This window comes from Microbacterium sp. CGR1, from assembly GCF_051062835.1.
GTDB lineage: Bacteria > Actinomycetota > Actinomycetes > Actinomycetales > Microbacteriaceae > Microbacterium.
In genome coordinates, this window is the sequence record NZ_JAOTPG010000001.1 from 781,205 (window position 1) to 806,933 (window position 25,729).

The 25,729-nt window shown below is 67.6% G+C and carries 23 protein-coding genes; 9 read left to right on the forward strand and 14 right to left on the reverse strand.

Annotated features, from left to right (window positions below; all coding sequences use genetic code 11):
* Positions 1 to 9: 9 nt before the first annotated feature.
* Genes OD997_RS03755 through OD997_RS03775 form a run of 5 tightly spaced genes read right to left on the reverse strand, consistent with a single transcriptional unit; the run spans position 10 to position 4,951 of the window.
* Entirely contained in the window at positions 10 to 918 is a 909-nt protein-coding gene (locus tag OD997_RS03755; protein ID WP_434330402.1) for an arginase family protein, read from the reverse strand.
* A gap of 28 nt (positions 919 to 946) precedes the next feature.
* The gene (locus OD997_RS03760) at positions 947 to 1,882 is read right to left on the reverse strand and encodes a 3-oxoacyl-ACP synthase III family protein (protein ID WP_434330403.1); all 936 of its coding nucleotides are present in this window, start codon (positions 1,880 to 1,882) and stop codon (positions 947 to 949) included.
* Complete coding sequence (locus OD997_RS03765) at positions 1,876 to 3,168, reverse strand: F390 synthetase-related protein (RefSeq protein WP_434330404.1); 1,293 nt, start codon at positions 3,166 to 3,168, stop codon at positions 1,876 to 1,878. Before OD997_RS03765 ends, OD997_RS03760 begins: the two co-directional genes overlap by 7 nt.
* Entirely contained in the window at positions 3,168 to 3,965 is a 798-nt protein-coding gene (locus tag OD997_RS03770) for an MBL fold metallo-hydrolase (protein WP_434330405.1), read from the reverse strand. The genes OD997_RS03765 and OD997_RS03770 overlap by 1 nt, the downstream gene beginning before the upstream one ends.
* Positions 3,962 to 4,951, reverse strand: coding sequence for an NAD-dependent epimerase/dehydratase family protein (locus tag OD997_RS03775; protein WP_434330406.1), 990 nt, complete (start codon positions 4,949 to 4,951; stop codon positions 3,962 to 3,964). The genes OD997_RS03770 and OD997_RS03775 overlap by 4 nt, the downstream gene beginning before the upstream one ends.
* Positions 4,952 to 4,983: 32 nt before the next feature.
* On the opposite strand from OD997_RS03775, the gene OD997_RS03780 reads away from it, so the two are divergent.
* A complete protein-coding gene (locus OD997_RS03780; protein WP_434330407.1) occupies positions 4,984 to 6,201 on the forward strand; it encodes a glycosyltransferase in 1,218 nt (405 codons plus the stop codon).
* A gap of 3 nt (positions 6,202 to 6,204) precedes the next feature.
* Here OD997_RS03780 and OD997_RS03785 read toward each other — a convergent pair whose 3' ends face one another.
* Positions 6,205 to 8,307: a DNA gyrase/topoisomerase IV subunit B gene (locus OD997_RS03785; protein WP_434330408.1), complete on the reverse strand. Its 2,103-nt coding sequence runs from the start codon at positions 8,305 to 8,307 to the stop codon at positions 6,205 to 6,207.
* A 184-nt stretch (positions 8,308 to 8,491) separates the two neighbouring features.
* Here OD997_RS03785 and OD997_RS03790 point away from each other — a divergent pair, with 184 nt between their 5' ends.
* A complete protein-coding gene (locus tag OD997_RS03790) occupies positions 8,492 to 8,704 on the forward strand; it encodes a DUF7455 domain-containing protein (RefSeq protein WP_042540282.1) in 213 nt (70 codons plus the stop codon).
* 70 nt (positions 8,705 to 8,774) lie between these two features.
* Here OD997_RS03790 and OD997_RS03795 read toward each other — a convergent pair whose 3' ends face one another.
* Positions 8,775 to 9,815, reverse strand: a complete 1,041-nt coding sequence (locus OD997_RS03795) for an alanine racemase (RefSeq protein ID WP_434330409.1) — start codon at positions 9,813 to 9,815, stop codon at positions 8,775 to 8,777.
* The gene (locus OD997_RS03800) at positions 9,812 to 10,519 is read right to left on the reverse strand and encodes an alanine racemase C-terminal domain-containing protein (RefSeq protein WP_434330410.1); all 708 of its coding nucleotides are present in this window, start codon (positions 10,517 to 10,519) and stop codon (positions 9,812 to 9,814) included. The genes OD997_RS03795 and OD997_RS03800 overlap by 4 nt, the downstream gene beginning before the upstream one ends.
* A gap of 79 nt (positions 10,520 to 10,598) precedes the next feature.
* Here OD997_RS03800 and OD997_RS03805 point away from each other — a divergent pair, with 79 nt between their 5' ends.
* Positions 10,599 to 11,615, forward strand: a complete 1,017-nt coding sequence (locus OD997_RS03805; protein WP_434330411.1) for a sugar-transfer associated ATP-grasp domain-containing protein — start codon at positions 10,599 to 10,601, stop codon at positions 11,613 to 11,615.
* 80 nt (positions 11,616 to 11,695) lie between these two features.
* On the opposite strand, the gene OD997_RS03810 is transcribed toward OD997_RS03805, so the two are convergent.
* From OD997_RS03810 to OD997_RS03820, 3 genes are all read right to left on the reverse strand, one after another.
* Positions 11,696 to 12,388: a coenzyme F420-0:L-glutamate ligase gene (locus tag OD997_RS03810; RefSeq protein ID WP_434330412.1), complete on the reverse strand. Its 693-nt coding sequence runs from the start codon at positions 12,386 to 12,388 to the stop codon at positions 11,696 to 11,698.
* Positions 12,388 to 13,623 (reverse strand): RNA polymerase sigma factor, encoded by a 1,236-nt coding sequence (locus tag OD997_RS03815; protein WP_056307492.1) that lies wholly within the window; start codon positions 13,621 to 13,623, stop codon positions 12,388 to 12,390. The genes OD997_RS03810 and OD997_RS03815 overlap by 1 nt, the downstream gene beginning before the upstream one ends.
* A gap of 180 nt (positions 13,624 to 13,803) precedes the next feature.
* Complete coding sequence (locus tag OD997_RS03820; protein WP_056307490.1) at positions 13,804 to 14,745, reverse strand: proteasome assembly chaperone family protein; 942 nt, start codon at positions 14,743 to 14,745, stop codon at positions 13,804 to 13,806.
* 104 nt (positions 14,746 to 14,849) lie between these two features.
* On the opposite strand from OD997_RS03820, the gene OD997_RS03825 reads away from it, so the two are divergent.
* From OD997_RS03825 to sucB, 3 genes are all read left to right on the forward strand, one after another.
* Complete coding sequence (locus OD997_RS03825) at positions 14,850 to 16,322, forward strand: leucyl aminopeptidase (protein WP_434330413.1); 1,473 nt, start codon at positions 14,850 to 14,852, stop codon at positions 16,320 to 16,322.
* 2 nt (positions 16,323 to 16,324) lie between these two features.
* The gene (gene lpdA, locus OD997_RS03830) at positions 16,325 to 17,698 is read left to right on the forward strand and encodes a dihydrolipoyl dehydrogenase (RefSeq protein ID WP_434330414.1); all 1,374 of its coding nucleotides are present in this window, start codon (positions 16,325 to 16,327) and stop codon (positions 17,696 to 17,698) included.
* Positions 17,699 to 17,765: 67 nt separating this feature from the next.
* A complete protein-coding gene (gene sucB / locus OD997_RS03835; protein ID WP_434330415.1) occupies positions 17,766 to 19,511 on the forward strand; it encodes a 2-oxoglutarate dehydrogenase, E2 component, dihydrolipoamide succinyltransferase in 1,746 nt (581 codons plus the stop codon).
* 8 nt (positions 19,512 to 19,519) lie between these two features.
* Here the strand turns inward: sucB and OD997_RS03840 are convergent, their stop codons facing one another.
* Positions 19,520 to 21,001 carry a hypothetical protein gene (locus OD997_RS03840; protein WP_434330416.1) on the reverse strand — a complete coding sequence of 494 codons (1,482 nt, stop codon included), beginning with the start codon at positions 20,999 to 21,001 and terminating at the stop codon, positions 19,520 to 19,522.
* Between the two features lie 161 nt (positions 21,002 to 21,162).
* Here OD997_RS03840 and OD997_RS03845 point away from each other — a divergent pair, with 161 nt between their 5' ends.
* Positions 21,163 to 21,873: a DUF4191 family protein gene (locus OD997_RS03845; RefSeq protein WP_056311620.1), complete on the forward strand. Its 711-nt coding sequence runs from the start codon at positions 21,163 to 21,165 to the stop codon at positions 21,871 to 21,873.
* A gap of 62 nt (positions 21,874 to 21,935) precedes the next feature.
* On the opposite strand, the gene OD997_RS03850 is transcribed toward OD997_RS03845, so the two are convergent.
* On the reverse strand, positions 21,936 to 23,123 hold the full coding sequence (locus tag OD997_RS03850; RefSeq protein WP_434330417.1) for a RimK family alpha-L-glutamate ligase: 1,188 nt from the start codon (positions 23,121 to 23,123) through the stop codon (positions 21,936 to 21,938).
* Between the two features lie 26 nt (positions 23,124 to 23,149).
* Between OD997_RS03850 and OD997_RS03855 the strand changes: the two genes are divergently transcribed.
* Positions 23,150 to 23,629: an ATP-dependent zinc protease family protein gene (locus OD997_RS03855; RefSeq protein ID WP_056307478.1), complete on the forward strand. Its 480-nt coding sequence runs from the start codon at positions 23,150 to 23,152 to the stop codon at positions 23,627 to 23,629.
* Between the two features lie 6 nt (positions 23,630 to 23,635).
* Here OD997_RS03855 and OD997_RS03860 read toward each other — a convergent pair whose 3' ends face one another.
* Entirely contained in the window at positions 23,636 to 24,022 is a 387-nt protein-coding gene (locus OD997_RS03860; RefSeq protein ID WP_120493660.1) for an RDD family protein, read from the reverse strand.
* 160 nt (positions 24,023 to 24,182) lie between these two features.
* Between OD997_RS03860 and glnA the strand changes: the two genes are divergently transcribed.
* Positions 24,183 to 25,607: a type I glutamate--ammonia ligase gene (gene glnA / locus OD997_RS03865; RefSeq protein ID WP_434330418.1), complete on the forward strand. Its 1,425-nt coding sequence runs from the start codon at positions 24,183 to 24,185 to the stop codon at positions 25,605 to 25,607.
* The last annotated feature ends 122 nt before the right edge of the window (positions 25,608 to 25,729 follow it).

The window sequence follows — 25,729 nt, forward strand, 5'->3', positions numbered from 1 at the left end:
GGCCGGGCGTCAGGCCTGCCCGGCGTCCTCCCCCAGGCGATCCAGCCCCTCTGTGAGGATCCGGGCCAGCAGCGCCGCATGAACGCCGGTGGGATCGAGATCGGGGTCGAACACGGTGATGGACGCGCCCCATGCCCGAGGCGCCAACTCACGGAGCAGGCGCACCAGGTCATCGGGCTCGATTCCGCCCGCATCGGGACTGTCGACCGCCGGCATGTGTTCCGGGTCGAGCACGTCCACGTCGACCTGGATCCAGAAGCCGCGTTCGAGCCCCGGCTCGGCGAGAATGCGCGACGCCGCGCGTGTGGCTCCGTGCAGGATGATCTGGTCGGCGGGGATCGTGACGGCGATCCGCTCGGCGACCTCCGCGAGCTCCTCGTCGTCTCGTCGGCATCCGATGTGCGCCGTCGATGCGGAGTCGAAGTAGGGGCCGAGCCCATCGATGTCGGCGATCTCCGGCAGGTGCTCGCCGATCGCTGCCGCGAGGTCTTCACCCGCGAGGGATCCGAACGAACCGCTGTTCCCGGGGTGCCGGAAGTCGGTGTGACCGTCGACGTGAACCAGACCGCCCGCGCCGGTGACGCGAGACGCGAGACCCGCGGCGATGACGAGGCTGCAGTCACCCCCGAGCACGAGCGGTGCGAACCCCCGACGGCGCAGGTCGACGAGGCGAGCCGCCAGGCGACGCGCGTGGTCGATGATCGCATCCTGGTTGCGCAGCGTGCGCTCTCCGCGCTCGGGATCATCGACATAGCGTCCGGGCAGCACCGCACCTGCATCCACGGCCCCGCGTGCGGCCAGAGCGTCATACAGCCCTGCCTCGCGCAACGCCTCGGGCGCCTTCGACGTGCCGGGAACCGCTCCAGGCGCAGGAGGCCGAAGGCCCAGGTTCGAGGGCGCCGAGACGAGTGCGATCATCACTTCATCCTCGCAGCCCGGAAAGGACTCAGAGTCGGAGCGCGAGGATGTTGGCTGTCAGACCCGCTGCTGTGCCGCAGAGGATCACGGTGTCGCCGGCGCCGACCCGACCGCTCTCGAGCGCGCGTGCGAGCATGAACGGCACCGACGACGAGACCATATTGCCGAACTCCTTCACCTCGTCGATCCGGCGTTCGACCGGGATGCCGAGGCGATCGAGCATCGGTCCGAGCGCGGCCGACGCCTGATGGGGCACCCAGAGCGCGACATCGTCGTACGAGATCCCCGACTTGCGGTGGAAGCCGTCGAAGAACTCGGGGAGCACGCGCATCATCCCCAGCAGCGCACGTCGTCCGTTCATGTCGAACAGGTAGTCGGCGGGATCCGCCGTGGCATAAGCCTGTGCGGGCGATCTCGAGAGCCCTCCTCTGATCTCGGTGTCGTGCGCATAGGCGGGCCACGTGCGCTGCGCGCTCGCGATCACGCCCCGGGCGGGGTCTGCGGAGCGGCGGAGCACGACGGCCGCGCCGGCATCGCTGAAGAGCTCGAAGCTCTCGCGCTGCTCGGGGTTCAGGAAGCGCGTTCCCACGTCGCCCGCGAACACGAGGATCGTCTCGTGGTCGCCGGCGTCCAGGTACCGCGACGCGACGTCGAGAGCCGTGATGAAGCTCGTGCAGGTCGAGTTCACATCGAAGGCGGCCGCGTGACCGGTGAGCGTCAGTCGCTCGAGCACGAGCGCGGCCGTGCACGGGATCGGCTGGATGCCGGCTGCCGAGGCACCGAGCACGAGGTCAATCTGATCCGCCGTGACGCCCGCGTGAACGAGCGCACGTTCGCACGCCTCGGTCAGCATGTCGAGATGCGACACATCGTCCTCGATGCGATACCGCGTCTCGTCGTCGAATCGCACCGTCCGTCCGGGAAGCGACGTGCCCCACCCGACGATCTCGCAGTTCCTCACCATCTCCGGTCCCCCCATTCCTGCACCACCCGGCGCAGCTTCACCGAACCGTCTCTCGTGTACTCCACGAACGTGAGGTCGGGGCGTTCGCATCCGAGCCGGTCGGCCAGTGCGTCCACCTCGTCCTCGACGCGGCGCCGAGACCGATCATCGACCGTGTCCAAGGCGATCTGCAGGCGCGACGCGCCGATCTGAGTGATGCGGTACTCGTCGAACCCGTCGGCATAGAGCAGCGCCCGCGTGATCACATCGGCGAAGACCGGGACATCGCGGCCGTCGAGTCCACGGAAGACCAGCGTGTCTCCCTCTCTGCCCTCGATGCGCTCGATCGCCGTGAGCGCGCTGCCACAGGGGCAGCGTCGACCCCGCTCTCGGAGGACATCGCCCAGCCGATACCGCACGATCGGCTGCGCACGTCGGCGGAGGTCAGTGATGATCGGCGTGAACCGCTCGGCATCCAGCGTCTCGCGCTCGACGAAGATGTTGTCCTCGTTCAGGTGGATGACTCCGCGCTCGCAGGTGTGCGCGAGAAGGCCCTCCGTGCACTGGTACAGCTGATGCAGAAGAGGCTGTCCGAGCGACTCCCTGATGCGCTGCTCGTCGGCGATCTCCAGCACCTCGGCCACCGAGTACACCCGCTGCGGCACGACATCGAACGCACCGACGTCTGCCGCACGCGCGATCAGTCTCAGGACCGACGGCGGGGCGACGAGGATGGTCGGGCGGTACGCCTGCAGCCGGGCGATGTTGTCTTCCATGTCGGAGTACACGTCGAAGTAGCGGAACGACACGGCTCGCGAACCGACCGATTCGTAGAGGCTGTTGTCCGCGCGGAGGAACAGCGCGATCCGATGTCCGAGAAGCCGCCCGCGAGGGAGTGTGCGGGCGAGCACCGCCCCCACCCATGCGTCGCGCTCGGAGCTGCTGACCACGAAGAGGCCGCGGTGCCCACTGGTCCCGCTCGAGAGCCCGACCGAGTTCGAACCCAGATCCGCCTCGAAGTCTCGGGAGCGCTCGTTCTCGATCGCGAGGGCGAGCGCTGCGTCGCGTCCGACACCCACGGTGTTGATCTCGTCGAAGCGGCTCATCATGACGCTCTTGTCCATGAGTGGAAGTTCGGAGAACGACCGGGTCGCGAGCTGCTCGCGGAAGTACGGTGATCGCTGCCTCAGAAACCTGAGGTGCGACCGCAGCAGGCGCCGTTGGCGTCGTTCGACCGCGGACCTCGTGCGCAGCGGACGGAGCCACCGCACAGCGACGAACTCGCGCAGGATCGCGAACTTCGACATCAGTCCAGCAGCTCCTTCGTACCGAGCGGATCATGACTGCACACGACCCGGATGCCGACGGACACGAGGTCGCCGAGAGTGCGCGCTGTGTCGGCGTAACGATCCGCATCGTGCTGGACGAGCCGGGGCAGCGTCCTCAGACCCGCGGATGCCTCGATCAGATCGCTTCCCCACGCCGCATCCCCCGCCAGCAGCACGCGGCCCTCGACCAGTGCGCCCAGATGGCCATCGGCATGCCCGGGGAGATCGACGACCAGGTAGGAGCCGTCTCCGAAGAGGTCGTGAGCGCGCAGTGCCACACCGCGGATGTCGACCGTCGGGAATGCGTCGACGTCGAGCACGATCCGACCTGCTCCCGGGAACCACTCGGGGAACAGCCCGGGGAGCACACCCGTGCGCAGACGTGGTGCGGCGAGCGTCCGCGCGTGTCCGGCGCTCAGGACGAAGGTGGCGTGCGGAAACCGACGGACTCCCCCGACATGGTCCGGATGCAGGTGGGACAGCACGACGTGCGTGACGGTCGCCGGATCGACGCCGTCAGCGCCGAGGCGGGCGGCCACGTCATCCGCGTCGTCGACGGTCGGCGGGAGCAGCCGCCGGTAGACGGCGCCGCGCCAGCCGGTATGCCACTCGCCCGTCGCATAGCCGGTGTCGAACAGCACACGCCGCCCGTCCCCGCCGTCGTACAGGAACACCCCGGACGGGAACTCGCGGACTCCGGGGGACGCGCCGTGGAACATCGCACCGACATCATGCGATGTGCTCCCGCACAGGTAGTGGCGGAGTCGGGCGGTCACGCGTTCTTCCTCAGGTGGGCGGCGACGGCGGCGAGGGCATCATGCAAGGTCACCTCGGGGCGGTATCCGAGCTCCTCGCGCGCTCGTGTGATGTCGAGGGTCTGCGAGTAGGCGATGGTGCTCAACGTGTAGCGGGTGAGCGGGGGCTCTGGTCGACCCGGAAGCACGGCGCACACACTCTCCAGAGCAGACGCGAGGGCCCACGCGATCCGTCTGCTCATCGGGCGGAATCGAGGCGTCTGCCCCATGAGCTCGAGCAGCATCGTCAACAGCTCGCGGAACGGCCGAGGGTCGCCGTTCGAGATGTTGTAGACCCCTCCGCCGCCGTTCCCCTCGGTCACCGCGAGTCGCAGCGCCGCAGCGACGTTCTCGACCGCGGTCACGTCGATGAGGTTGTCTCCGCCGTCGAAGAGCGGCACGCCGATCCTGGCGTGCACATCGAGCAGCCTCGGCACGAGGCTCGGGTCCCCCACGCCGATGAGGCCTCGAGGGCGCACGATCACGAGCTCGGGGATTGTTCCGGCATCCAGCGCTTCGAGCAGCAGGTCCTCAGAAGCGATCTTCGAGCGGATGTAGCCGTTGAGACGGTTGCTGCGATCGACGTCGGGCTCGCGGATGGCGACGCGGTCGCGGGCCGCGGCGTACACGCTCGGCGAAGACACGTGCACGATGCGGCGGACGCCGTTGCGGCGGGCGAACTCGGCGACGTGAGCCGTGCCCTCGATGTTCGCCTCGCGGAAGTCCTTCCACGGTCCCCAGGGCGTCGACAGCGCCGCGCAGTGGATCACCGCATCCACAGGGAGGTCACGACTGCGGAGCGAGACGAGATCGCCGGGAACGCGATGCTCCGTGTCGGCGACCCGGGCGAGTGCCGCCGTGTCGCGCCCCGCCGCGAAGACCTCGTGCCCGTGGCGCTGCAGCTCGGGCACCACGTAGCCGCCGAGGAACCCGCTCGCCCCCGTCACCAGCACACGGGCTCCGGACATGCACATCACCCTAGCCGTCCTATTGTGGTCGAGTGCGCATCGCCATGGTCACCGACTACTACCTGCCGACTCTGGGCGGTGTGCAGACCGTGATCAAGGCGCACAGGGAGGCCCTGGAGCACGCCGGGCACGAGGTGTTCGTGTTCGCGCCGCTGGCCGAGCCCAGCAGGGATCCGCACATCGTGCGGCTGCCCACGGCCCGCGGCTTCGCACCGGACGGCTATCCGTTCACCTGGACGCCGACGGCTGCGGCAACGGCGCTTCGAGACGGTCTGAGCGCGCGCGGGATCGAGATCGTCCACGTGCACACCGAGATGTTCGCGGCGCTCGCCGGCTTCGAGGCCGCGCGGGCCCTCGGCATCCCGATCGTGCAGACCATGCACGGGCGCATCGACGTGTACACGAGATCCGTGCTTCCGCTTCCCTCCGTCACGACGGCGCTGCTCGCGGCCATGCATCGACGTCGCCTGAGCCACGACCGGGCGCGCATCGACTCGACCGCCGCGTACGCGAAGACGCGGATGGCCCAGCGGATGTGGCGGCTCATGGTGAGTCAGGCGAATCATGCCGATCAGGTGATCGTGCCGTCGGCGCATTTCGCGGCGAAGCTTGTCGCCCAGGGCGTGCAGACCCCGCTGACCGTGCTGTCCAACGGGCTCGAATCGAGTGTGCTCGACCGGGTCGGCTCGCCGACGCCGCGGATCGTCACGCCGGACGAAGAGCTCCGCGTCGTATGGTGCGGCCGACTGTCGCCCGAGAAACGGCCTCAGGTCTTCGTCGACGCTCTGCGGCAGTCGCCGGGAGTCCGCGCCGAGATGTTCGGCGACGGTGTCGCGCGTCGCGCTGTCGCCGCCGCCGCTGTGGACCTGCCGCCGGGCCGCCTCACGGTGCACGGTGGCGTCCCCCAGTCCCAGGTGCTCGACGGGATGCGCCAGGCGCACGTGCTGGTGTCGACCTCGCTCGACTTCGACAACCAGCCGATGGTCATCCTCGAGGCGATCGCGTCGGGGCTGCCGGTGATCGTCACCGACCCTGACCTCGCCGAGATGCTCCCCGACGGCGGCGGCATCGTGACCGCGACCCCGGATGCCGACGGGCTCACCCGTGCACTCCGCGCGCTGCGCGACGACCCGGCCGCCGTCAGGTCGATGAGCACGGCCGCGATCTCGCACCGCGAGCACGTCTCGCAGGACACCCACCGGGATGCTCTGATCGATGTCTACCGTGCCGCGCTGTCGCTCGCGCGGTGACGATCAGGCGTCGATCGATTCCCGCGAGAGGCGATCGGAGGAATCGATGATGAACTCGCGACGCGGAGCGACCTCATTGCCCATCAGCAGCTCGAAGACGCGACCCGCCGCCTCGGCATCCTCCATGCGCACTCGGCGCAGAAGCCGCCCGCCACGATCCATCGTGGTGTTCGCGAGCTGCTCGGCATCCATCTCGCCCAGACCCTTGTAGCGCTGGATCGGCTCGTGCCAGCGCTTGCCGGCCTTGCGGAGCTTGGCCAGGAGCGTGTGCATCTCCTGCTCGCTGTAGGTGTAGATCGTCTCGTTCGGCTTGGAGCCGGGGTTCATCACGATCACCCTGTGCAGCGGCGGCACCGCGGCGAACACGCGTCCGTGCTCGATGAGCGGACGCATGTACCGGTAGAAGAGCGTGAGGAGCAGCGTGCGGATGTGCGCGCCGTCGACATCGGCGTCGCTCATCAGGATCACCTTGCCGTATCGCGCGGCGTCGATGTCGAAGCTCCGACCGGACCCCGCACCGATCACCTGGATGATCGACGCGCACTCGGTGTTCGACAGCATGTCGCCGACGGATGCCTTCTGCACGTTGAGGATCTTTCCGCGGATCGGCAGCAGGGCCTGGAACTCACTGTTGCGCGCGTTCTTGGCTGTGCCGAGGGCGGAATCCCCCTCGACGATGAACAGCTCGCTGCGCTCGACCTCGTTCGTACGGCAATCGACCAGCTTGGTCGGAAGGGTCGACGACTCCAGCGCGTTCTTGCGTCGCTGCGTCTCCTTGTGTGCGCGAGCCGAGACGCGGGCCTTCATCTCGGCGACGATCTTGTCGAGCAGCTGCGTCGCCTGACTCTTGTCGTCTCGCTTGGTCGAGCTGAAGCGAGCCGCGAGATCCTTGCGGATCACCTGGGCCACGATCTGGCGCACGGCCGGTGTGCCGAGGATCTCCTTCGTCTGCCCCTCGAACTGCGGCTCGGGGACGTTCACCGTGAGCACCGCAGTGAGGCCGGCGAGGACATCGTCCTTCTCGAGCTTGTCGTTGCTGCCGACCTTCAGACGGCGTGCGTTCTGATCGACCTGCGATCTCAGTACCTTGAGCAGCTCCTGCTCGAAGCCCTGCTGGTGCGTGCCGCCCTTGGGCGTGGCGATGATGTTGACGAACGACCGCGTGGTCGTGTCGTAGCCCGTGCCCCAGCGCATCGCGATGTCGACGGCGCAGACCCGCTCGACCTCAGTCGCGATCATGTGGCCGTCGGCCTGCAGAACGGGAACGGTCTCCTTGAAGGTGCCCTCGCCCTGGATGCGCCAGGTGTCGGTGACAGGAGCGTCGTTCGCGAGGTACTCGACGAACTCCGAGATGCCGCCGTCGTACCGGTAGGAGGTCTCGATCGCCTGGCCTTCGACCTCGGATCCGTTCGCTGCGCGCTCATCGCGGATCACGAGTTCGAGGCCGGGGACGAGGAACGCCGTCTGTCGAGCGCGGTTCACCAGATCGTTGAGCTGAAACGCCGCATCCTTGGTGAAGATCTGGTGGTCAGCCCAGTAGCGGATTCGCGTGCCGCTGGTGCCGCGCGGCGCCTTGCCGACGACCCGCAGCTCGCTCTTGTCCTGGAACGGAGTGAACTTCGCGTCCGGTCGCTTCTCGCCGGAGTCGGCGAAGAGTCCCGGCTCGCCACGATGGAACGACATCGCGTACGTCTTGCCGCCACGGTCGACCTCGACGTCGAGGCGCTCGGACAGCGCGTTGACCACCGAGGCGCCGACACCGTGCAGACCACCGGATGCGGCGTACGATCCACCGCCGAACTTGCCTCCGGCGTGCAGTTTCGTGAACACGACCTCGACGCCCGTGAGACCCGTGCGGGGCTCGACGTCGACGGGGATGCCGCGGCCGCGGTCATGGACCTCGACGCTGCCGTCGTCGTGCAGGATGATGTCGATCTTCGAGCCGTTGCCCGCGACGGCCTCGTCGACGGCGTTGTCGATGATCTCCCAGAGGCAGTGCATCAGGCCCGGGGATCCGTTCGAACCGATGTACATACCGGGACGCTTGCGGACGGCCTCGAGCCCTTCGAGCACCTGGAGATGATGGGCGGAATACTCGGCGGTCACAATCTCCGAGTCTATTCGCGATGCCTCCTCCGGGCCCGCAGACACTCCCCTGGAGCGACCACTACGACCGCTGCGCGTACGCGCTGAGCGAAACACGCCGCAAACCGGGCATTACTACAGCCACAGCGTGGTTACATTGAGCACGCCCAACCAGCGAACCCGACACTCTCAAGGAGGCACCGAGATGAACGCAACGACTGAACGTGAGACCTCCGCCGTCGAGTTCCGCCTGACCGCCATGGATCGCTGTGATTCGTGTGGCGCTCAGGCCTACATCGCGGCCGAGGTCAACGGCTCCGAGCTGCTCTTCTGCGCCCACCACGGACGCAAGTACGAAGAGAAGCTCCGCAGCATCGCCACGAGCTGGCACGATGAGACCGCTCGTCTGATCGACTGAGTCACTCGGTCTGATCCGCCTCGGAGCCCGTCATGCGACGGGCTCCGCTCTCGTTCAGTGGCGCTCGCCGTCACTCGATGACGACACGGCGCACGCGAGGTGTCAGTCGGGTGAGGATCTCCTCCCCGACCGTGTCGATCCTCTCGGCGATGGTGGTCGCGCTGGACTCTCCGTGCTCCCCCGCGCCGAAGAGCCGGACGGCGTCGCCGACCCGCATGTCCGGCCACGAGGCGACCACGGACGTCGTCATGTCGATGCGGACCAGCTCGCGCGCTCCCGCCGGCGTGCCGACCTGCGCGCCCGCAAGAGTGGACGGGATGCCGTCGAAAGAGCCGATCGCGATCACCGCGCCGTCGTCGCGGATTTCGATCACCGTGGCGACGAGCTCCGCCACAGGCAGGATCCCTTCCGGGTCCGGGCCGTCGGCCGAGCGGACGCCGTAGCAGAACGCACCGATCCGAGAGACGGAACCGCGCAGCTCGGGGCGCCACCAGGATGCTGCGGATGCCGTCAGATGCAGCGCCTCGGGGGCGTCCCCGGATTCCTCGACCACGCGGACGGCCTCGAGGAACGCCGCCTGGGCCTCGTCGTCCTCGTCGTCGCTGGCTTCGGCCAGATGGCTCCAGATCCCGACGAGCTCGAGCTGCCCCGCGGTCTCGCCGGCACGGACGTCTGCGATCGTCTGCGCCCACTCCTCCGGAAGCAGTCCGTTGCGGTGCAGCCCCGTGTCGATCTTGAGATGGATCCGTGCGCGGAGGCCGAGGTGCTGCGCACGCGCGACGATCCGGTCGAGGTACTCGGCGCTGCCGACGCCGAGGTCGATCCGCTGACGCAGCGCCTCGTCGATCTCGGGATCGGTCGATGTCACCCAGGCGAGCACGCGTCCGCTCTCGCCCAGCACGCTCCGTGCTTCGACACCGCTGCCGACGTCGTAGGAGCCGTACCATTCGACGCCGGCGCTCTGGGCTGCCTCGACCGCCCAGCGGAGCCCGTGTCCGTACGCGTCGTCCTTGAGGACCACCATCAGGGCCGACGGAGAGATGCGCTCGCGCACGGCGGCGATGTTCGCCACGAACCGATCGGTGCGGATGCGGAGTTCCGGGCGGCTCATGCCTCCCACCCCCGCTCCGCGTGCGACCCGGCCACGGTGATGAGCTCGGCGATCGTGAGTCCGGTCAGAGCGCTCCATCGTGCGAGCCCGGGGCCGGCAGGTCCCGGCCCGCCGAAATAGGTGGCGTCGACACCCGGCTGAGCATCGGCGGCATCCTGCAGATCGATCACGCAGACATCCATCGCCACGCGCCCGACGATCGGCCGTTGCACGCCGTCGATCTCGACGTGGGCCGCGTTGCCGAGCGCCCGAACGATCCCCTGCGCGTATCCGCCGGTGATGAGTGCCGCTGTGGTGTCGCGCGCTGCTCGATGCGTGTAGCCGTACGAGACCGCATCTCCGGCCTTCAGCGGCTTCGTCGAGAGGATCCGTCCGGCGAGGCGCATCACGGGGGTCGTGCGCAGCGTCCCCTCGACGTCGGGCAGTCCGTAGAGCAGTGACGGATCGATGTCGGCCGCGCCCTCGGTGACCGCCTCGATGCCCTCGAGTCGCAGCATCTCGGCCTCTTCGGCGTAGTCCACGAGCACGGCGGCAGCGCCGGCACCCGTCACGGCGTGTGCGATCGCGAGCACTCCATGGCCCCAGGCATCCCTGCGGAGATCCGCGATGCGACCTCCCGCGTCGACAGCTGCGGACGCGGACGCGGCCAGAGCCGACCGCGAGATCATCGCCCGCGGACGGGAGCTGGATGTCTTCTCACACACGGTTCCAGCCTAGCTCCGCCTTCTCAGGATGCCGTGCGTGCCCCCCGTAGACTGGATGGGACCCCGACCTTGGAGATCCATGTCACGCTTTTCCCTCGTGCCCCGCGTCCGCTATCTGCTGACGCGCGCCCGCCGCATCGACGTCGCCTCGGTGATCGAGAGGGCCAAGGAGTCATCCGCCCAGCACGGCAAGGCCGTGCCTCTCGTGGTGGTCGACATGCTGTGGTCGGCGGGTCGACACAACGTCGGGTTCCAGGACTACATCGACTATGACTTCGCGATCCTCACCAAGGCCGAGCGCGACACCTTCATGACGCACCCGGTCTCCAACGAGATCTCGCAGAAGTACGACCACCCCGATTACCGGCACCTCTTCCACGACAAGGCCGAGTTCAACGCCGTCTTCGACGCGTTCCTCAAGCGCGAGTGGATGCTCATCACCGAGGGCAACGCCGAGGAGCTGCGCGCCTTCACGGAACGCCAGGGCACGATCGTCGTCAAGGAGACGCACGGTCAGGCCGGCACGGGCGTGCACCGCTACCACGCGGCCGACGTGACCGACTGGGATGCCTTCCACTCGGAGCTGCTGTCGAAGAAGCAGGTGCTGGTCGAAGAGGTCATCCGTCAGCACGCCGACCTCGCCGCCGTCTGCCCCGGCACGGTGAACACCACCCGCATCACCGCGTTCTTCGACGGTGAGAAGACGCACATCCTCGCCATGGCGCAGAAGTTCGGGCGCGGAGCTGTGAGCGATCAGATGAGCTTCGGCGGTTTCTACACCATGCTCGACGAGGACGGACACGCCGTCGGTTCGGGCTACGACTCGCATGGTCACGTGCACGTGACGCACCCCGACTCGGGCTTTCCGATCGCCGACTTCCAGCTGCCGATGATGGACGAGGTCCGGGAGTTCGTCGACCAGGTGGCCCGCGTCGTACCCCAGGTGCAGTACGTCGGCTGGGACGTCGTGGTCACCCCCGAGGGGCCTGTCCTGGTCGAGGGGAACTGGGGAGCCGGCGTGTACGAGAACAAGCCGAGCGTCACGGGCATCCGCACCGGTCACAAGCCTCGCTACCAGGCCGCGATCGGGTTCTGACCCCTCGACGCAGATACAGAGAAGGCCCGGATGCTGAGCATCCGGGCCTTCTTCGTGTGATTCGAGCGTGAGCGGGCGGTTCAGACCTCGCGGACGATTCCCATCGGCGTCGACTGCGTCGCCTGTCCGAGCGGGTTGTCGCCCAGGATCTGCACGAGCCGGCGCTCACCGGTCTTGTCGAGGGTCGAGCCGAGGATGTTGCCGCCGATGTCGTTGATGTCGACGACCGCGACATCAACCTGTCCGCCGACCAGCTTCTGGATGCGGAGAGCGACCTCGCGCGGGTTCTTCGGCCCGAGCACGACCGCCTGGTTGTAAGGCGGGATCGTGTTCTTCGTGGGTCCGTCGATCGCGCGGGCCTTGTCGCCCGCGATGCGATAGAAGTCTCCGCGGCGGCCGAAGGCCTTCGTGATCACCGAGACGCCGGCCGCGAAGAGGATACGCAGGGTGCCGCACTCGCGCAGCGCCATCTCCATCGTCTCCGGCATGCCGAGACCGATGCCGTAGGACGTGCGCACTACGTAGCGAGAGAGGAAGCGCGCGAGCGGACGCGGGGTGATCTCGTCGAGACGGTACGAGCGTCCCTGGGTGATCGCCACGATCTTCTCTGTCACGAACAGCAGGTCTCCCGGCTGCACGGCATCCTTCGCGTACTCGGTGATGACGGAGTCGAGGTCGTCGTCAGGCATGACGACGCGGGTGCGCAGCGGAATACGTGCGTAGCTCTTGCCATCGACGCTCGTCTCGAGCGCCTTGCCCTCGTTCGCCTGCATCACTCGAGGTAGTCCCGCAGCGACTGCGAGCGGCTCGGGTGTCGCAGCTTCGCCATCGTCTTCGACTCGATCTGACGGATGCGCTCACGCGTCACGCCGAACGTGTCACCGATCTGGTCGAGAGTCTTGGGCTGTCCGTCGCCGAGTCCGAAGCGCATCCGGATGACTCCGGCCTCACGCTCGGAGAGCGAGTCGAGCAGCTGCTCGAGCTGACGCTGCAGCATCGTGAAGCCGACCGCGTCCGCGGGGACGACGGCCTCGGTGTCCTCGATGAGGTCACCGAACTCGCTGTCGCCGTCTTCACCGAGGGGCGTGTGCAGCGAGATGGGCTCGCGACCGTACTTCTGGACCTCGACGACCTTCTCGGGCGTCATGTCCAGTTCGCGGCTGAGCTCTTCCGGCGTGGGCTCGCGGCCCAGGTCCTGCAGCATCTGGCGCTGCACACGGGCCAGCTTGTTGATGACCTCGACCATGTGCACCGGGATGCGGATGGTGCGGGCCTGGTCGGCCATGGCGCGCGTGATCGCCTGACGGATCCACCAGGTGGCGTACGTCGAGAACTTGAAGCCCTTGGTGTAGTCGAACTTCTCGACAGCACGGATCAGACCGAGGTTGCCCTCCTGGATCAGATCCAGGAACTGCATGCCGCGGCCGGTGTAGCGCTTGGCGAGAGAGACGACGAGACGCAGGTTGGCGCCGAGCAGGTGGCTCTTGGCACGCTGACCGTCGCGGGCGACCCACTGCAGGTCGAGTCCGAGCTGACCGGCCTTCTCAGCGGCGGTCATCGTCGAGAGCTTCTCTTCGGCGAACAGACCGGCTTCGATGCGCATCGCGAGCTCGACCTCTTCGGCCGCGTTCAGCAGTGCGACCTTTCCGATCTGCTTCAGGTAATCCTTGACGGGGTCGGCCGTCGCACCGGTGATCTGCGTCGAGTAGACCGGCACGTCTTCGTCGTCGTTCGACGAGATGACGATGGCGCCGGTCGGCAGAGGCTCGGTGAACTTGGGCTTGGAGTCCTCGTCGTCCTCGTCGGGTTCTGCGGGCGGAGGAGTCTCGTCGTCTTCGACGATGTCATCGGCCTTCTTCTTCTTGGCGGGCGCGCGCTTGGCAGCGGCCCGCTGCGCTGCGGTCTTGGGAACCGGCTTCTCAGCGGCCTCCTCGACCGGGGCGTCGACCTCGGGAGCGTCGGCGGTCTTCTTCGTCGTCCGGGTCTTCTTCGTCGTGGCAGGAGTCACGTTTCGCCTTTCACGGGGCCGCTCGCAGGCCCCGGAGCATTTCGGACACTAGTAAGACCCTTGTCAAGTCAGATCTCCGGAAAGATCGATTGACAACGGGTCAGAGTCCTAGTATCGCACACGTGTGGGCATGCAGGTGCATTCGGCCGAAGTTCACGACCCGGATGTCAACCCCGGGCGTCAGCCTCGGCCGGGCTTGTCCTCGTCGCCGCTGGGACGTGAGGCGAGATAGCGCTCGAGCTCGGCAGCCAGTTCGTCGGCGCTCGGGAGATCGCGCTCGTTGAACCCGCCCTCGTCGTACGAGCCGTCCTCGGGATCGCGGCCGGCCATGTAGGCGTCGTAGCGACGCTCGAGACCCTGCACCATCTGCTGCAGCTCGTCGTTGCCGAGCACCTGCTCGTCGACCCGCGTCAGATAGTCCTGGCGGCGCTCCTGCACCTCGTCGAGCAGGATCACGAGGCCGGTGGCGGCCATGAGCTTCTCGGCGGCCGCGATCACGGCTTCCGGATTCTCGGTCTCTGCGAGGTAGTGCGGCACGAGCAGGACGAAGCCGACGACGCGGGCGCCATGCTCGGCGAACCGGAACTCGAGCAGATGCCCTGCGGTCGCCGGCACCTGCGTACGCGGACGCCACACGGAGTGCGCGACCGTGAGCTCGCGACGGTTGCCGCTGACCGTGGTGCCGATCGGACGGGTGTGGGGCACGGGCATCGCGATGGAGTGGACCCAGTTGAGGCCGGAGACCTCGAACTCGTCGGCGAGGTCGAGCACCGTGCGCGCGAACTCGTTCCAGGCGAAGTCGGGCTCGTAGCCCGCGAGGAGCAGGAACTTCTGGCCGAGGGCGTCGGTCGCGAGTGAGAGCTCGAGCCGCGCAGGACGGAACTCCGTGAGGTGATCCTGATCGAACGAGATCACGGGACGACGCGCGCGGTAGTCGAGGAGCACGTCGTTGTCGAAGACCGCGATCGGCTCGGGGGAGGTCGTCTCGCGGAGGTGCTCGATGAGCCCTGAGACAGCGTTGCCCGCGTCGGTGAAACCCGTCAGGAGCAGGACAAGGGGCAGCCCGCGCGGCACCGCCGGCGCGTTCGCTACACGTTCATGGATCTCTCCGGAGAAGGGCATGAGTCCATGCTACGAGCAGGTTCCGACGGGCGGGCGGTGGCCGTCATGCTGAGAGCGAACACTCGCTCCGCGTCTCCCCCTGCAGGCTTCCCTAGGATGGAGGCATGACGCTTCCCGCGCTCTCGCGCACCTCAGATCAGTTCCCCGGAAGCGCTGCAGACGCCGCAGTGCTCGTCATCCCCGAAATCGCCGACTCCACAGAGTCGTTGTCGGACCACCCAGGACTCGCCGCCTCCCTGAAGGGCATCGGCTTCACGGGCTCGCCGTCGGCGTTCACCCGCGTGTACGCCCCGGAGGTCACGGAGCTGCCGTTCGCCGTCGTCGGGGTCGGACGCACACCCGATGCCGCAGCCGTGCGCAACGCGGTCGGCGCGGCTCTTCGTTCGCTCACCGGTTTCGAGAACGTCTCGCTCGGACTCGCCCCCGGACTCGAGGAGTTCGCCTCCGCGGCGGCCGAAGGTGCCGTCCTCGGCGGCTACCGATTCGACAGCTACCGCCGCGAGCCCGGCAAGAGCCGTGCCACGTCGGTGGTGCTGCATGCGGATCTCGATGACCAGGAGCTCTCTCGAGCCGTCGCGGTCGGCGAGGCCGTCGCTCTCGTGAAGGACCTCGTGTTCGTTCCTGCCGAGTGGCAGAGCCCCGCACAGCTCGCGCAGAGCGCGGCGGACAGCGTCGAGGGCCTCGACGTCACGGTCGAGATCCTCGATGAGGCTGCCCTCGCCGAGCAGGGGTTCGGCGGAATCCTCGGAGTCGCCCAGGGCTCGGACCGTCCTCCGCGTCTCGTGCGACTCGACTACGCACCCGCGGACGCCACCCGCCACATCGCGCTGGTCGGCAAGGGGATCACGTTCGACACCGGCGGACTCTCGCTCAAGCCCGCGGCATCGATGGTGGGGATGAAGTTCGACATGGCCGGCGCCGCGACGAGTGTCGCCGCACTGCGTGCGATCGCCGCGCTCGGTCTTTCCGTGCACGTCACTGCCTGGCTCTGCATCACCGACAACATGCCCTCAGGTCGCGCGCTGCGCCCCGGTGACGTCATCCGGATGCTCGACGGCACCACCGTCGAAGTCCCGAACACGGATGCCGAGGGCCGTCTGGTCATGGCGGACGGCCTGGTCGCCGCGAGCCGGGAGAATCCCGACGTGATCATCGACGTCGCGACCCTCACCGGTGCGATCGTCATGGCGCTGGGCCACCGTCACACGGGCGTGTTCGGCGCCGATGACGCGGTCGCCGAGTTCCTGACCGCAGCGCGGACCGCGGACGAGCTCGCCTGGCACATGCCTCTGCCCGAGCACATGGAGGACTCGCTCGACTCCCCCATCGCCGACATGCAGAACGCGAACATGAGCGACCGCATGGGCGGTGCGTCGTATGCAGGGCTCTTCCTGCGACGCTTCGTCGGACGTGTCTCCGACGAGAAGGACGCCCCTCGCATCCCCTGGGTGCACCTCGACATCGCCGGATCCGGCGAGCACAACGGTGCGCCCTACGGCTTCACCGACAAGGGCCCCACGGGCGCGATGGTCCGATCGATCATCGCGTTCGCCGAAGCATCCCACACGGAGGCATGACCATGACCACGCACACCTTCGACATCGTCGTCCTGGGCGGCGGAAGCGGCGGATACGCCGCAGCGCTGCGAGCGAGCGAGCTCGGCAAGTCCGTCGCGCTGATCGAGAAGGACAAGGTCGGCGGCACCTGCCTGCATCGGGGATGCATCCCCACCAAGGCGCTCCTGCACGCCGCAGAGGTGGCGGAGCATGTGCGTGGCGCAGCTCATGTCGGCATCTCCGCGACGCTCGAGGGCATCGACCCCGCCGGCGTGCGCGCCTACCGGGAGGGCATCGTCGCGAAGAAGTACAAGGGCCTCGAAGGCCTCGTCAAGGCCCGAGGCATCACGACTGTCGCCGGTACCGGTCACCTGAACGCCGACCGCTCGGTCAGCGTGGGAGACGACGTCTACGTCGGCACGGACGTGATCCTCGCGACAGGGTCGTACAGCCGGACCCTTCCCGGCCTCGAGATCGGCGGGCGGATCCTGACGAGTGAGCAGGCGCTGGCTCTGGACGTCATCCCCGAGCGCTTGCTGATCCTCGGCGGCGGCGTGATCGGCGTCGAGTTCGCGAGCGTCTGGCGCTCGTTCGGCGCCGAGGTCACGATCATCGAAGCCCTCCCGCATCTCGTCCCGAACGAGGACATCGCGATGAGCAAGGGCCTCGAGCGCGCCTTCCGCCGCCGCGGCATCCAGTACTCGCTCGGAATCCGGTTCCAGACCGCCACGCAGGACGACACCTCCGTCACCGTCACCCTCGAGGACGGCAAGGAGTTCTCCGCCGACTATCTCCTCGTCGCTGTCGGACGCGGTCCGGTCACCTCCGACCTGGGCTTCGAGGAGGCGGGCGTCGCCCTCGATCGTGGTTTCGTCGCTGTCGATCAGGACCTCCGCGCCGGCGTCCCCGGAGTGTGGGCCGTCGGAGACATCACCCCGGGTCTGCAGCTCGCACATCGCGGCTTCCAGCAGGGCATCGCGGTCGCGGAGCGGATCGCCGGACTCTCCCCCACGAACATCCCCGACATCCAGATCCCCAAGGTCACCTATTCGAGCCCCGAGGTCGCGTCGGTCGGCGTCACCGAAGAGGCGGCCATCGCCGAGCACGGCGCGGATGCCGTCGTCGCCTACGAGTACAACCTCGCCGGAAACGGCAAGAGCGAGATCATCGGCACGGGCGGGCTCGTGAAGGTAGTCCGCTTCAAGGACGGACCCGTGATCGGTGTCCACCTGCTCGGCGACCGCGTGGGCGAACTCATCACCGAGGGCCAGCTGGCCGTCGCGTGGGAGGCTCACCCCGAGGACATCGCACCCCTGATCCACGCTCACCCGACTCAGAGCGAGGCACTCGGCGAAGCCTTCCTCGCGCTCGCCGGAAAGCCACTGCACGCCCTCTGAACACCAACCGGTGAACAGTTCACTAAGCTAGACACGCGTCATTTAACTTCTTGAAGGAGACTCAGTCATGAGCACATCCGTCGTCCTCCCTCCTCTCGGCGAGAGCGTCACAGAGGGTACGGTCACCCGCTGGCTCAAGCAGGTGGGAGACACCGTTCAGGCGGATGAGGGCCTGCTCGAGATCTCGACCGACAAGGTCGACACCGAGATCCCCTCGCCCATCACCGGTGTGATCGAGGAGATCCTCGTCGCCGAGGACGAGACCGTCGAGGTCGGCGCGCTGCTCGCGCGCATCGGCGACGGCAGCAACCCGGCCCCTGCCGACGATGCTCCTGCTGCAGCGGCTCCGGCCGCCGAACAGGCGCCCGAGCCGGCCGCAGCGCAGGCCGAGGCACCCGCCGCACCGGCAGAGCCTGAGGCTGCCGCTCCCGCTGAGGCCGCGCCCGCCGCCGCTCCGGCCGGCGATGCCACCGACATCGTCCTCCCCGAGCTGGGCGAGAGTGTCACCGAGGGCACCGTCACGCGCTGGCTCAAGCAGATCGGCGACACCGTCGAGGTCGACGAGGCTCTGCTCGAGATCTCGACCGACAAGGTCGACACCGAGATCCCGTCGCCCGTCGCCGGCGTGCTGCAGGAGATCGTGGCCGCTGAAGACGAGACCGTCGCCGTCGGCGCCGTGCTCGCCCGTGTCGGCTCCGGTGCTGCTCCCGCGGCTCCGGCAGAAGCTCCCGCTCCGGCGGCAGAAGCTCCGGCACCCGCTGCTCCGGCTCCCGCTGCTCCGGCTCCCGCTGCTCCGGCTCCCGCTGCCGCCCCGGCACCCGCCGCTGCTCCGGCACCCGCCGCTGCTCCTGCTCCGGCCGCTGCTCCTGCTCCGGCCGAGCCGAAGCTGTCCCTCCCCACGGAGAGCGACAACCTGTACGTGACCCCGCTCGTGCGCCGCCTGGCCTCACAGCAGGGTGTCGACCTCGCCAGCGTCACCGGCACCGGCGTGGGCGGACGCATCCGCAAGGAAGACGTCCTCAAGGCCGCCGAGAGCGCGTCGTCTGCACCCGCTGCAGCCGCCGCTCCTGCCGCACCGGCTCCGCTCGAGGTCTCGCCGCTGCGTGGCACCACGCAGCCGATGTCGCGTCTGCGCAAGGTCCTCGCGAAGCGCGCCGTCGAGTCGATGCAGCAGACCGCTCAGCTCACCACCGTGGTCGAGGTCGATGTCACCGCTCTCGCGGAGTACCGCGACAGCGTCAAGGGATCGTTCCTCGAGAAGACCGGCGACAAGCTGTCGTTCCTGCCGTTCTTCGCTCTGGCTGCCGCTGAGGCGCTGCGCGCCTTCCCGATCGTGAACGCCACGGTCGACGGAGAGAACATCGTCTACCCGGACTCCGAGAACGTGTCGATCGCCGTCGACACCGAGCGCGGTCTGCTCACGCCGGTCCTGCGCGACGCCGCATCGAAGAACATCGCGGAGATCGCCCACGAGATCGCCGACCTCGCAGCGCGCACGCGTGACAACAAGCTGAAGCCCGACGAGCTCGCCGGCGGAACCTTCACGCTGACCAACACCGGTTCGCGTGGCGCACTGTTCGACACCCCCGTCGTGTTCCTGCCGCAGTCCGCGATCCTCGGCACCGGAACGGTCGTCAAGCGCCCCGGTCTCGTCAAGGTCGGCGGCGCAGACGCGATCGCCGTCCGCTCGTACGTGTACCTCGCACTCTCGTACGACCACCGCATCATCGATGGCGCCGACGCCGCCCGCTTCCTGGGCGCTGTCAAGGCCCGCCTCGAGTCGGCCCAGTTCGCCGCTCAGCTCGGAGCCTGACCACAGCATCACCCTGGCTGGTCCGCGACGTCGTAGGCGTCGCGGACCAGCCATTTCTCATTGACCTGCACGACCACGACCATCTGCTCGATCCGCTGCGGAGCCGGCCCCTCACCGATCACCGCGATCGACGAGACGCGGATGACCGCGACATCGCCGTACTCGTCGACCTCGGCCAGCTCCGCTTCCTTCTCCCCCGATGCCGCCCCCGCGAGCGCCTCCACGATTCCAGATGCGCCGGGAGCCACCGCGACGGAGCACGCCAGGTCCCCCGTCTCGGCGCAGTGCCGGATGGCGAGCAGAAGCGCCCGCGCCGCCACGACCGGGTCCTCGGAGCCGGTCGACTGATCTGTCGGCTCTGCGGCCGGGATCGGAGATGCCGGCGCCGTCGGCGCGGCCGTCGGCGGAGCTGCAGCACTCCGACTCACCGCAGGCGACGGTCGGCCCTTCCCCGCCGCGGGCTCCCCGGTCGCACCACCCGGCCAGAGCAGGCCCCCACCGAGCACGACCGCTGCCGCAGCGCCAGCCACGACCAGTCTGCGTCCACGGCGCCGAGGCACCGGACCGACATCACCGGCGACGACGTCTGAGAGCTTCTTCTCGCGCCTGGGTGGCCTGTCTCTGCCGGTCTTGAGACCCCGCCGGCTCCATCGTCCCTCGAAAGCAGTCCTGCACTCCTCCGACCGATGCCTCGCCCACTCGATCGCTCGATCGATCGCACCCCGGAGTCCCCGATCCGTCCAGCGATCCGATCCCCCTCCCCGCGCCTCACGTCTCGTCCCGGGCACCGGTACGACGCGGCGGGCGACGTCGATATCCCGTGCATTCTCCGACGCATGCACGTCGCGCCTGAGCGGCCGCGAGGCCGCGGTCGCTAACAGCTCCGACTCCCACCGCTCGAGCTGCCGAACCGGCATCCACGGACGCTCACCGCTCTTCTGCAGCCCGTCTCTGATCTCCCCGAGCAAGCGGCCCAACGAACGATCGCTGCAGTCCCGCTGCATCCTCTCGATCAGACGCCGCGTGGCCGACCGCGCATCATCGCCTGCGCCGATCACGAACGTCGGGCGCCCGTCGTCCGTCAACCACCAGTCCCCGGTGACGGCGGGGCCGTCTGCGCGAGCGAGTTCACCCAGACCTCTCAGAAGACTCGCCACCATGGTGGTCAGCTCACCCGCGGCGAACGCGACGTCGGCGGCTGATCGGCGTCCGAGAAAGGCACCGACCCGCTCCGTGCACCAGGGAAGCAGGACGTCGTGGCCGTCGTGGCGCCGCACGACGTCGATCGGACCCGCGACGTGCTCGTCACCCGCGTGCTCCCAGCCCGTCCATCCGGCCAGCGTCTCGCAGTCGATCTGAACCGCCACGGACTCCCCGCGCGTGACGAGCGCTCCCGCATACGGGCCTTCCTCGGCGTCGAGCTGTCTGATCACGCGGTGCGCTCCGGGTACCAGCGACGCACCGCGAACGGGCACTTCTCCGACTGTCATGCGCCCATGTCATCGCATCGCTCGACCGCTGTGGTCTCGAACCGGGCGATGTGAACGGATCCGAGTCCTTTCCACGCTGTGCAGGACGGGTGCCTTGTGCATGAATCCGCCTGACGCGAACGACGACGTGAGCGCGGCCGGGAGTCGGTATTCTTATGGACATGGCAAACCGTTCGTCCGCGCCCGAGAAGCGTCCGGGGTTCTTCTCCCAGATCAAGTCCCTCTTCAAGTTCACGAGGGAGATCTACCCTTGGCTTCCCTGGGCACAGATCGCGCTGCTGGTTCTCGGCGTCCTGATCGGACTCATCGTCGGCTACCTCATCCCGCCGTTCCAGGTGTGGACACTCATCCTCTGGGGCATCTCCGGCCTGATGCTCGGCATCCTCGGCGCGATGTTCCTGATGACCCGGCTGTCGACCTCTGCGATGTACCAGAAGATCGACGGCATGCCCGGCGCCACCGGCCACGTGATCAGCACGAGCCTCGGACGCAACTGGCAGGGTTCTGAGACGCCGGTCGGCATCAACCCGAAGACGCAGGATGCGGTGTACCGCACTGTCGGCCGTGGCGGCGTCGTGGTGGTCGGCGAAGGCTCTCGCGGACGCCTGACCCGCCTGGTCAACGACGAGCGCAGCAAGGCCGCCCGCGTGGCCCACGGTGTTCCCGTGACCGTGATCTACGTCGGACACGGCGACGACGACGTGGCGATCGCCGACCTCGCCAAGACCATCAAGAAGCTTCCCAAGGTGATCGACAAGGCGACGATGGGTGCCGTCATCCGACGCATCGAGTCCGTGTCGCAGTCGATCTCGTCGCTGCCGATCCCCAAGGGGATCGACCCGACCAAGGTCAGGGCGCAGCGCCCGCGCTGATCCAGCCTGCATACGAAGAAGCGCGGCCGCACCTCGGATGAGGAGCGGCCGCGCTTCTTCGTTCACTCTGAGAGCGGCTGGCGCGGAAGTCGGCGCACCTTGGCGCGGCGACGGCGACGCTCGGGAACCATCGAACGCATCTCGTCGAGCTTGCCGAAGCAGAACAGCCGATCGTCCGCTTCGAGGACGACGTGCTTACGGGGGTTCGGAATGACCGAGACCCCCCGGTGCAGGGTGAGAACCGTGATGTCGCGCTCCCAGAGACCCGCTTCGCCGAGCGTCTTGCCGACGAGGTCGACCGCGCCGTGCACCATGAGCTCCGCGACGCCGTAGCCCGTGGAGACGGTGAGGCGCTGACGCACGTCGATCTCGGGGAAGGCGACCTGCCCGGCGATGTAGTCGATGATGGCGCCGGCCACGTCGAGCTTCGTCGCCATCTCGATGCCCTGCAGCCCCGGCGACGAGTTGACCTCCATCACCAGAGGCCCGTCGTCGCCTTCCAGCATGTCGACGCCGGCGACCCGCAGTCCCATTATCTGGGCGGAGCGCACAGCTGCCCGCTCGTAGATCGGATCGAGCTCGACGGCCTCGACGGATCCGCCGCGATGGACGTTGGAGCGGAACTCGTCTCCCGCAGCCGAACGGCGCATCGCCGCCACGACTCGATCTCCGACGACGAGTGCACGGATGTCGCGTCCGCGGCTCTCGGAGATGAACTTCTGGATGAGCACGTTCTGCTTCGTCGAGTGCAGCGTTTCGATGATCGCCTCGGCCACCTTGACCTGCGGCGCGAGGATCACGCCGATACCCTGCGTGCCCTCGAGCAACTTGATGACCACGGGGGCGCCGCCGACACGCTCGATCGCCGGACGCACATCGGCGCGGTTGCGGACGAACGCGGTGGGCGGCATCGCGATGTTGTGACGGGAGAGGATCTGATTGGCGCGGAGCTTGTCACGCGCACTCGAGATGCCGTTCGCCGTGTTGGGCGTGTACACGTCCATCTGCTCGAACTGCCGGACTACAGCCGTGCCGAAGTAGGTGATCGAGTTGCCGATGCGCGGCAGGATCGCGTCGTAGTCGCTGAGCTGACGCCCGCGGTAGTGCAGATCCGGTTCGTCGGACGTGAGATCGATCGCGAAGCGCAGCGTGTTCAGCACCTTGACGGTGTGACCACGCTGGAGCGCGGCGGCACGCAGTCGTTGGGTGGAGTACGCCTGCGGCGCGCGAGAGAGCACTGCGATCTTCACGGGGGATTTCCTGCCAGGATGGTCGGGTGAGTAAGTCATCCCATTCAAACACTCTTATCGGGTGGCGAGAATGGGTGAGCCTGCCCGATCTCGGCGTCGATTGGCTCAAAGCCAAGATCGACACCGGTGCGCGAACCTCCTCGCTGCACGCATTCGAGATCCAGGAGTTCGAGCGCGACGGCGTGTCGTGGGTGCGCTTCCGGGTGAAGCCCTGGCAGGACAGCCAGGAGGACGCGGTGGTCGTCGAATCCCCTGTGCACGATCGCCGCGCGATCCGCAGCTCGTCAGGGCACGCGCAGGAACGACTCGTGGTCGAGATGCTCATCCGACTTCACGACCGCGAGGTGCTCGCGGAGGTCACTCTGAGCAATCGGGACGAAATGGGATTCCGGATGCTCATCGGCCGCGAAGCCCTGCGCCAGGGGTACACGGTGGATCCGGCCCGGTCGTTCCTCGGCGGACGAGCGCCTCGCGAGGCCAGACGCCGCAACCGCGGCAAGGAGTGACTGCGCTCAGGCGCGGATGAGCACGAGCCCCGCTGCCTTGTCGTGAAGACCGCGCTGGTCGGCATCCCAGATGACTGCCGGGATCACGACCACGAGAAGCAGCGTGCGCACGAGTGGACGCCACAGCCCCACCCATCCGCCGTCGAGACGCACGACCCGCATGCCGAGGATTCGGTGCCCGGGGCTTCCGCCGGCTGTCGGGATGAACAGGATCTGCAGCACGGCGAAGACCGCCATCGGGGCGAACTGCGTGAGTCCCGCCTCACTGGGAAGCGCGAACTGGTCGTATCCGAGGAAGCCGGTCGCGATGATCGTCGCCGCGAGATAGTCGATCAGCAGAGCACCGATCCGCCGGCCGGGGCGGGCGATGCTGCCGGTCCCCGTCTGCGGCATTCCGAGTCGTTCTCCGGGGTACGTGTTCACAGCGTCCGTCACGTATCAAGCCTACCGGCGCGTAACATGCCGGAAACAAAGCGGATACCGTGGAGTAACGCCCCGCACGTACTGTGCACAATGGCCGTGAAGCCATCGATCCGCAATCCAGGAGTCGTACATGTTCAAAGATTCGTCCGAGGTGCTGTCCTACATCCAGGAGAACGACGTCAAGTTCCTTGACATCCGATTCACTGATCTCCCCGGTGTCCAGCAGCACTTCAACATCCCCGCCTCCACCGTCGATGAGGACTTCTTCGTCAACGGTCAGCTGTTCGACGGCTCCTCGATCCGAGGCTTCGCGAGCATCCACGAATCCGACATGCAGCTCATCCCGGACGTGACCACGGCCTACGTCGACCCCTTCCGTGAGGCGAGCACCCTCGTGATGGTCTTCGACATCTACAACCCGCGCACGGGTGAGATCTACTCGAAGGACCCGCGTCAGGTCGCCAAGAAGGCGGAGAAGTACCTCGCCTCGACCGGCATCGCCGACACCGCGGTCTTCGCCCCCGAGGCCGAGTTCTACATCTTCGACGACGTCCGCTACTCGGTCACCGCCGGCGAGAGCTTCTACAAGGTCGACTCGGAAGAGGCCGCCTGGAACACCGGGCGTGAGGAAGAAGGCGGAAACCTCGCCAACAAGACCCCGTACAAGGGCGGCTACTTCCCCGTCAGCCCGGTCGACAAGACCGCTGACCTGCGTGACGACATCACCCTGAAGCTGATCGACGCCGGGTTCATCCTCGAGCGCTCGCACCACGAGGTCGGCACCGCCGGCCAGCAGGAGATCAACTACCGCTTCGACACCATGGTGCACTCGGCGGACGACATCCTGAAGTTCAAGTACATCGTCAAGAACACCGCCGAAGAGTGGGGCAAGGTCGCCACCTTCATGCCGAAGCCGCTGTACGGCGACAACGGCTCGGGCATGCACACGCACCAGTCGCTGTGGAACGACGGCAAGCCGCTGTTCTACGACGAGGCCGGCTACGGCCAGCTCAGCGACATCGCTCGCTGGTACATCGGCGGCCTGCTCGCGCACGCCCCGGCGGTGCTCGCCTTCACGAACCCGACCCTGAACAGCTACCACCGTCTGGTCAAGGGCTTCGAGGCTCCGGTCAACCTGGTCTACTCGGCAGGAAACCGCTCGGCTGCGATCCGCATCCCGATCACGGGCTCGAACCCCAAGGCCAAGCGCATCGAGTTCCGTGCGCCCGACGCATCAGGCAACCCGTACCTCGCCTTCGCCGCGCAGCTCATGGCCGGCCTCGACGGCATCAAGAACCGCATCGAGCCGCACGAGCCGGTCGACAAGGACCTTTACGAGCTTCCCCCCGAGGAGGCCAAGAACATCCCGCAGGTTCCGAACTCCCTGCTGGATTCGCTCGAGGCTCTGAAGGAAGACCACCAGTTCCTCCTCGAGGGCGGCGTCTTCACCGAGGAGCTCATCGAGACCTGGATCTCCTACAAGTACGAGAACGAGATCCTGCCGATGGCTCAGCGCCCGCACCCGTTCGAGTACGAGCTGTACTTCGGCGTCTGATCGGATGACGCGGGATTCCCGCGTCTCGTCCGCGTCGAGTGCGCAGAGAAATCTAGAAAGCCCCCAGCAGGTCACCCTGCTGGGGGCTTTTCGTCTCGCTGTCCGGCCACATCCGGCGCGTG

Bases quoted from the DNA above. Each gene is read 5' to 3' on its own strand.
- OD997_RS03765 (WP_434330404.1), bottom strand. From the start codon at position 3,168: ATGTCGAAGTTCGCGATCCTGCGCGAGTTCGTCGCTGTGCGGTGGCTC.
- OD997_RS03805 (WP_434330411.1), top strand. From the start codon at position 10,599: ATGTCACGCTTTTCCCTCGTGCCCCGCGTCCGCTATCTGCTGACGCGC.
- OD997_RS03810 (WP_434330412.1), bottom strand. From the start codon at position 12,388: ATGCAGGCGAACGAGGGCAAGGCGCTCGAGACGAGCGTCGATGGCAAG.
- OD997_RS03775 (WP_434330406.1), bottom strand. From the start codon at position 4,951: ATGTCCGGAGCCCGTGTGCTGGTGACGGGGGCGAGCGGGTTCCTCGGC.
- OD997_RS03860 (WP_120493660.1), bottom strand. From the start codon at position 24,022: ATGCCGCAGACGGGGACCGGCAGCATCGCCCGCCCCGGCCGGCGGATC.
- sucB (WP_434330415.1), top strand. From the start codon at position 17,766: ATGAGCACATCCGTCGTCCTCCCTCCTCTCGGCGAGAGCGTCACAGAG.
- OD997_RS03820 (WP_056307490.1), bottom strand. From the start codon at position 14,745: ATGCCCTTCTCCGGAGAGATCCATGAACGTGTAGCGAACGCGCCGGCG.
- OD997_RS03755 (WP_434330402.1), bottom strand. From the start codon at position 918: ATGATCGCACTCGTCTCGGCGCCCTCGAACCTGGGCCTTCGGCCTCCT.
- OD997_RS03825 (WP_434330413.1), top strand. From the start codon at position 14,850: ATGACGCTTCCCGCGCTCTCGCGCACCTCAGATCAGTTCCCCGGAAGC.
- OD997_RS03760 (WP_434330403.1), bottom strand. From the start codon at position 1,882: ATGGTGAGGAACTGCGAGATCGTCGGGTGGGGCACGTCGCTTCCCGGA.
- OD997_RS03795 (WP_434330409.1), bottom strand. From the start codon at position 9,815: ATGAGCCGCCCGGAACTCCGCATCCGCACCGATCGGTTCGTGGCGAAC.
- OD997_RS03845 (WP_056311620.1), top strand. From the start codon at position 21,163: ATGGCAAACCGTTCGTCCGCGCCCGAGAAGCGTCCGGGGTTCTTCTCC.
- lpdA (WP_434330414.1), top strand. From the start codon at position 16,325: ATGACCACGCACACCTTCGACATCGTCGTCCTGGGCGGCGGAAGCGGC.
- glnA (WP_434330418.1), top strand. From the start codon at position 24,183: ATGTTCAAAGATTCGTCCGAGGTGCTGTCCTACATCCAGGAGAACGAC.
- OD997_RS03840 (WP_434330416.1), bottom strand. From the start codon at position 21,001: ATGACAGTCGGAGAAGTGCCCGTTCGCGGTGCGTCGCTGGTACCCGGA.
- OD997_RS03790 (WP_042540282.1), top strand. From the start codon at position 8,492: ATGAACGCAACGACTGAACGTGAGACCTCCGCCGTCGAGTTCCGCCTG.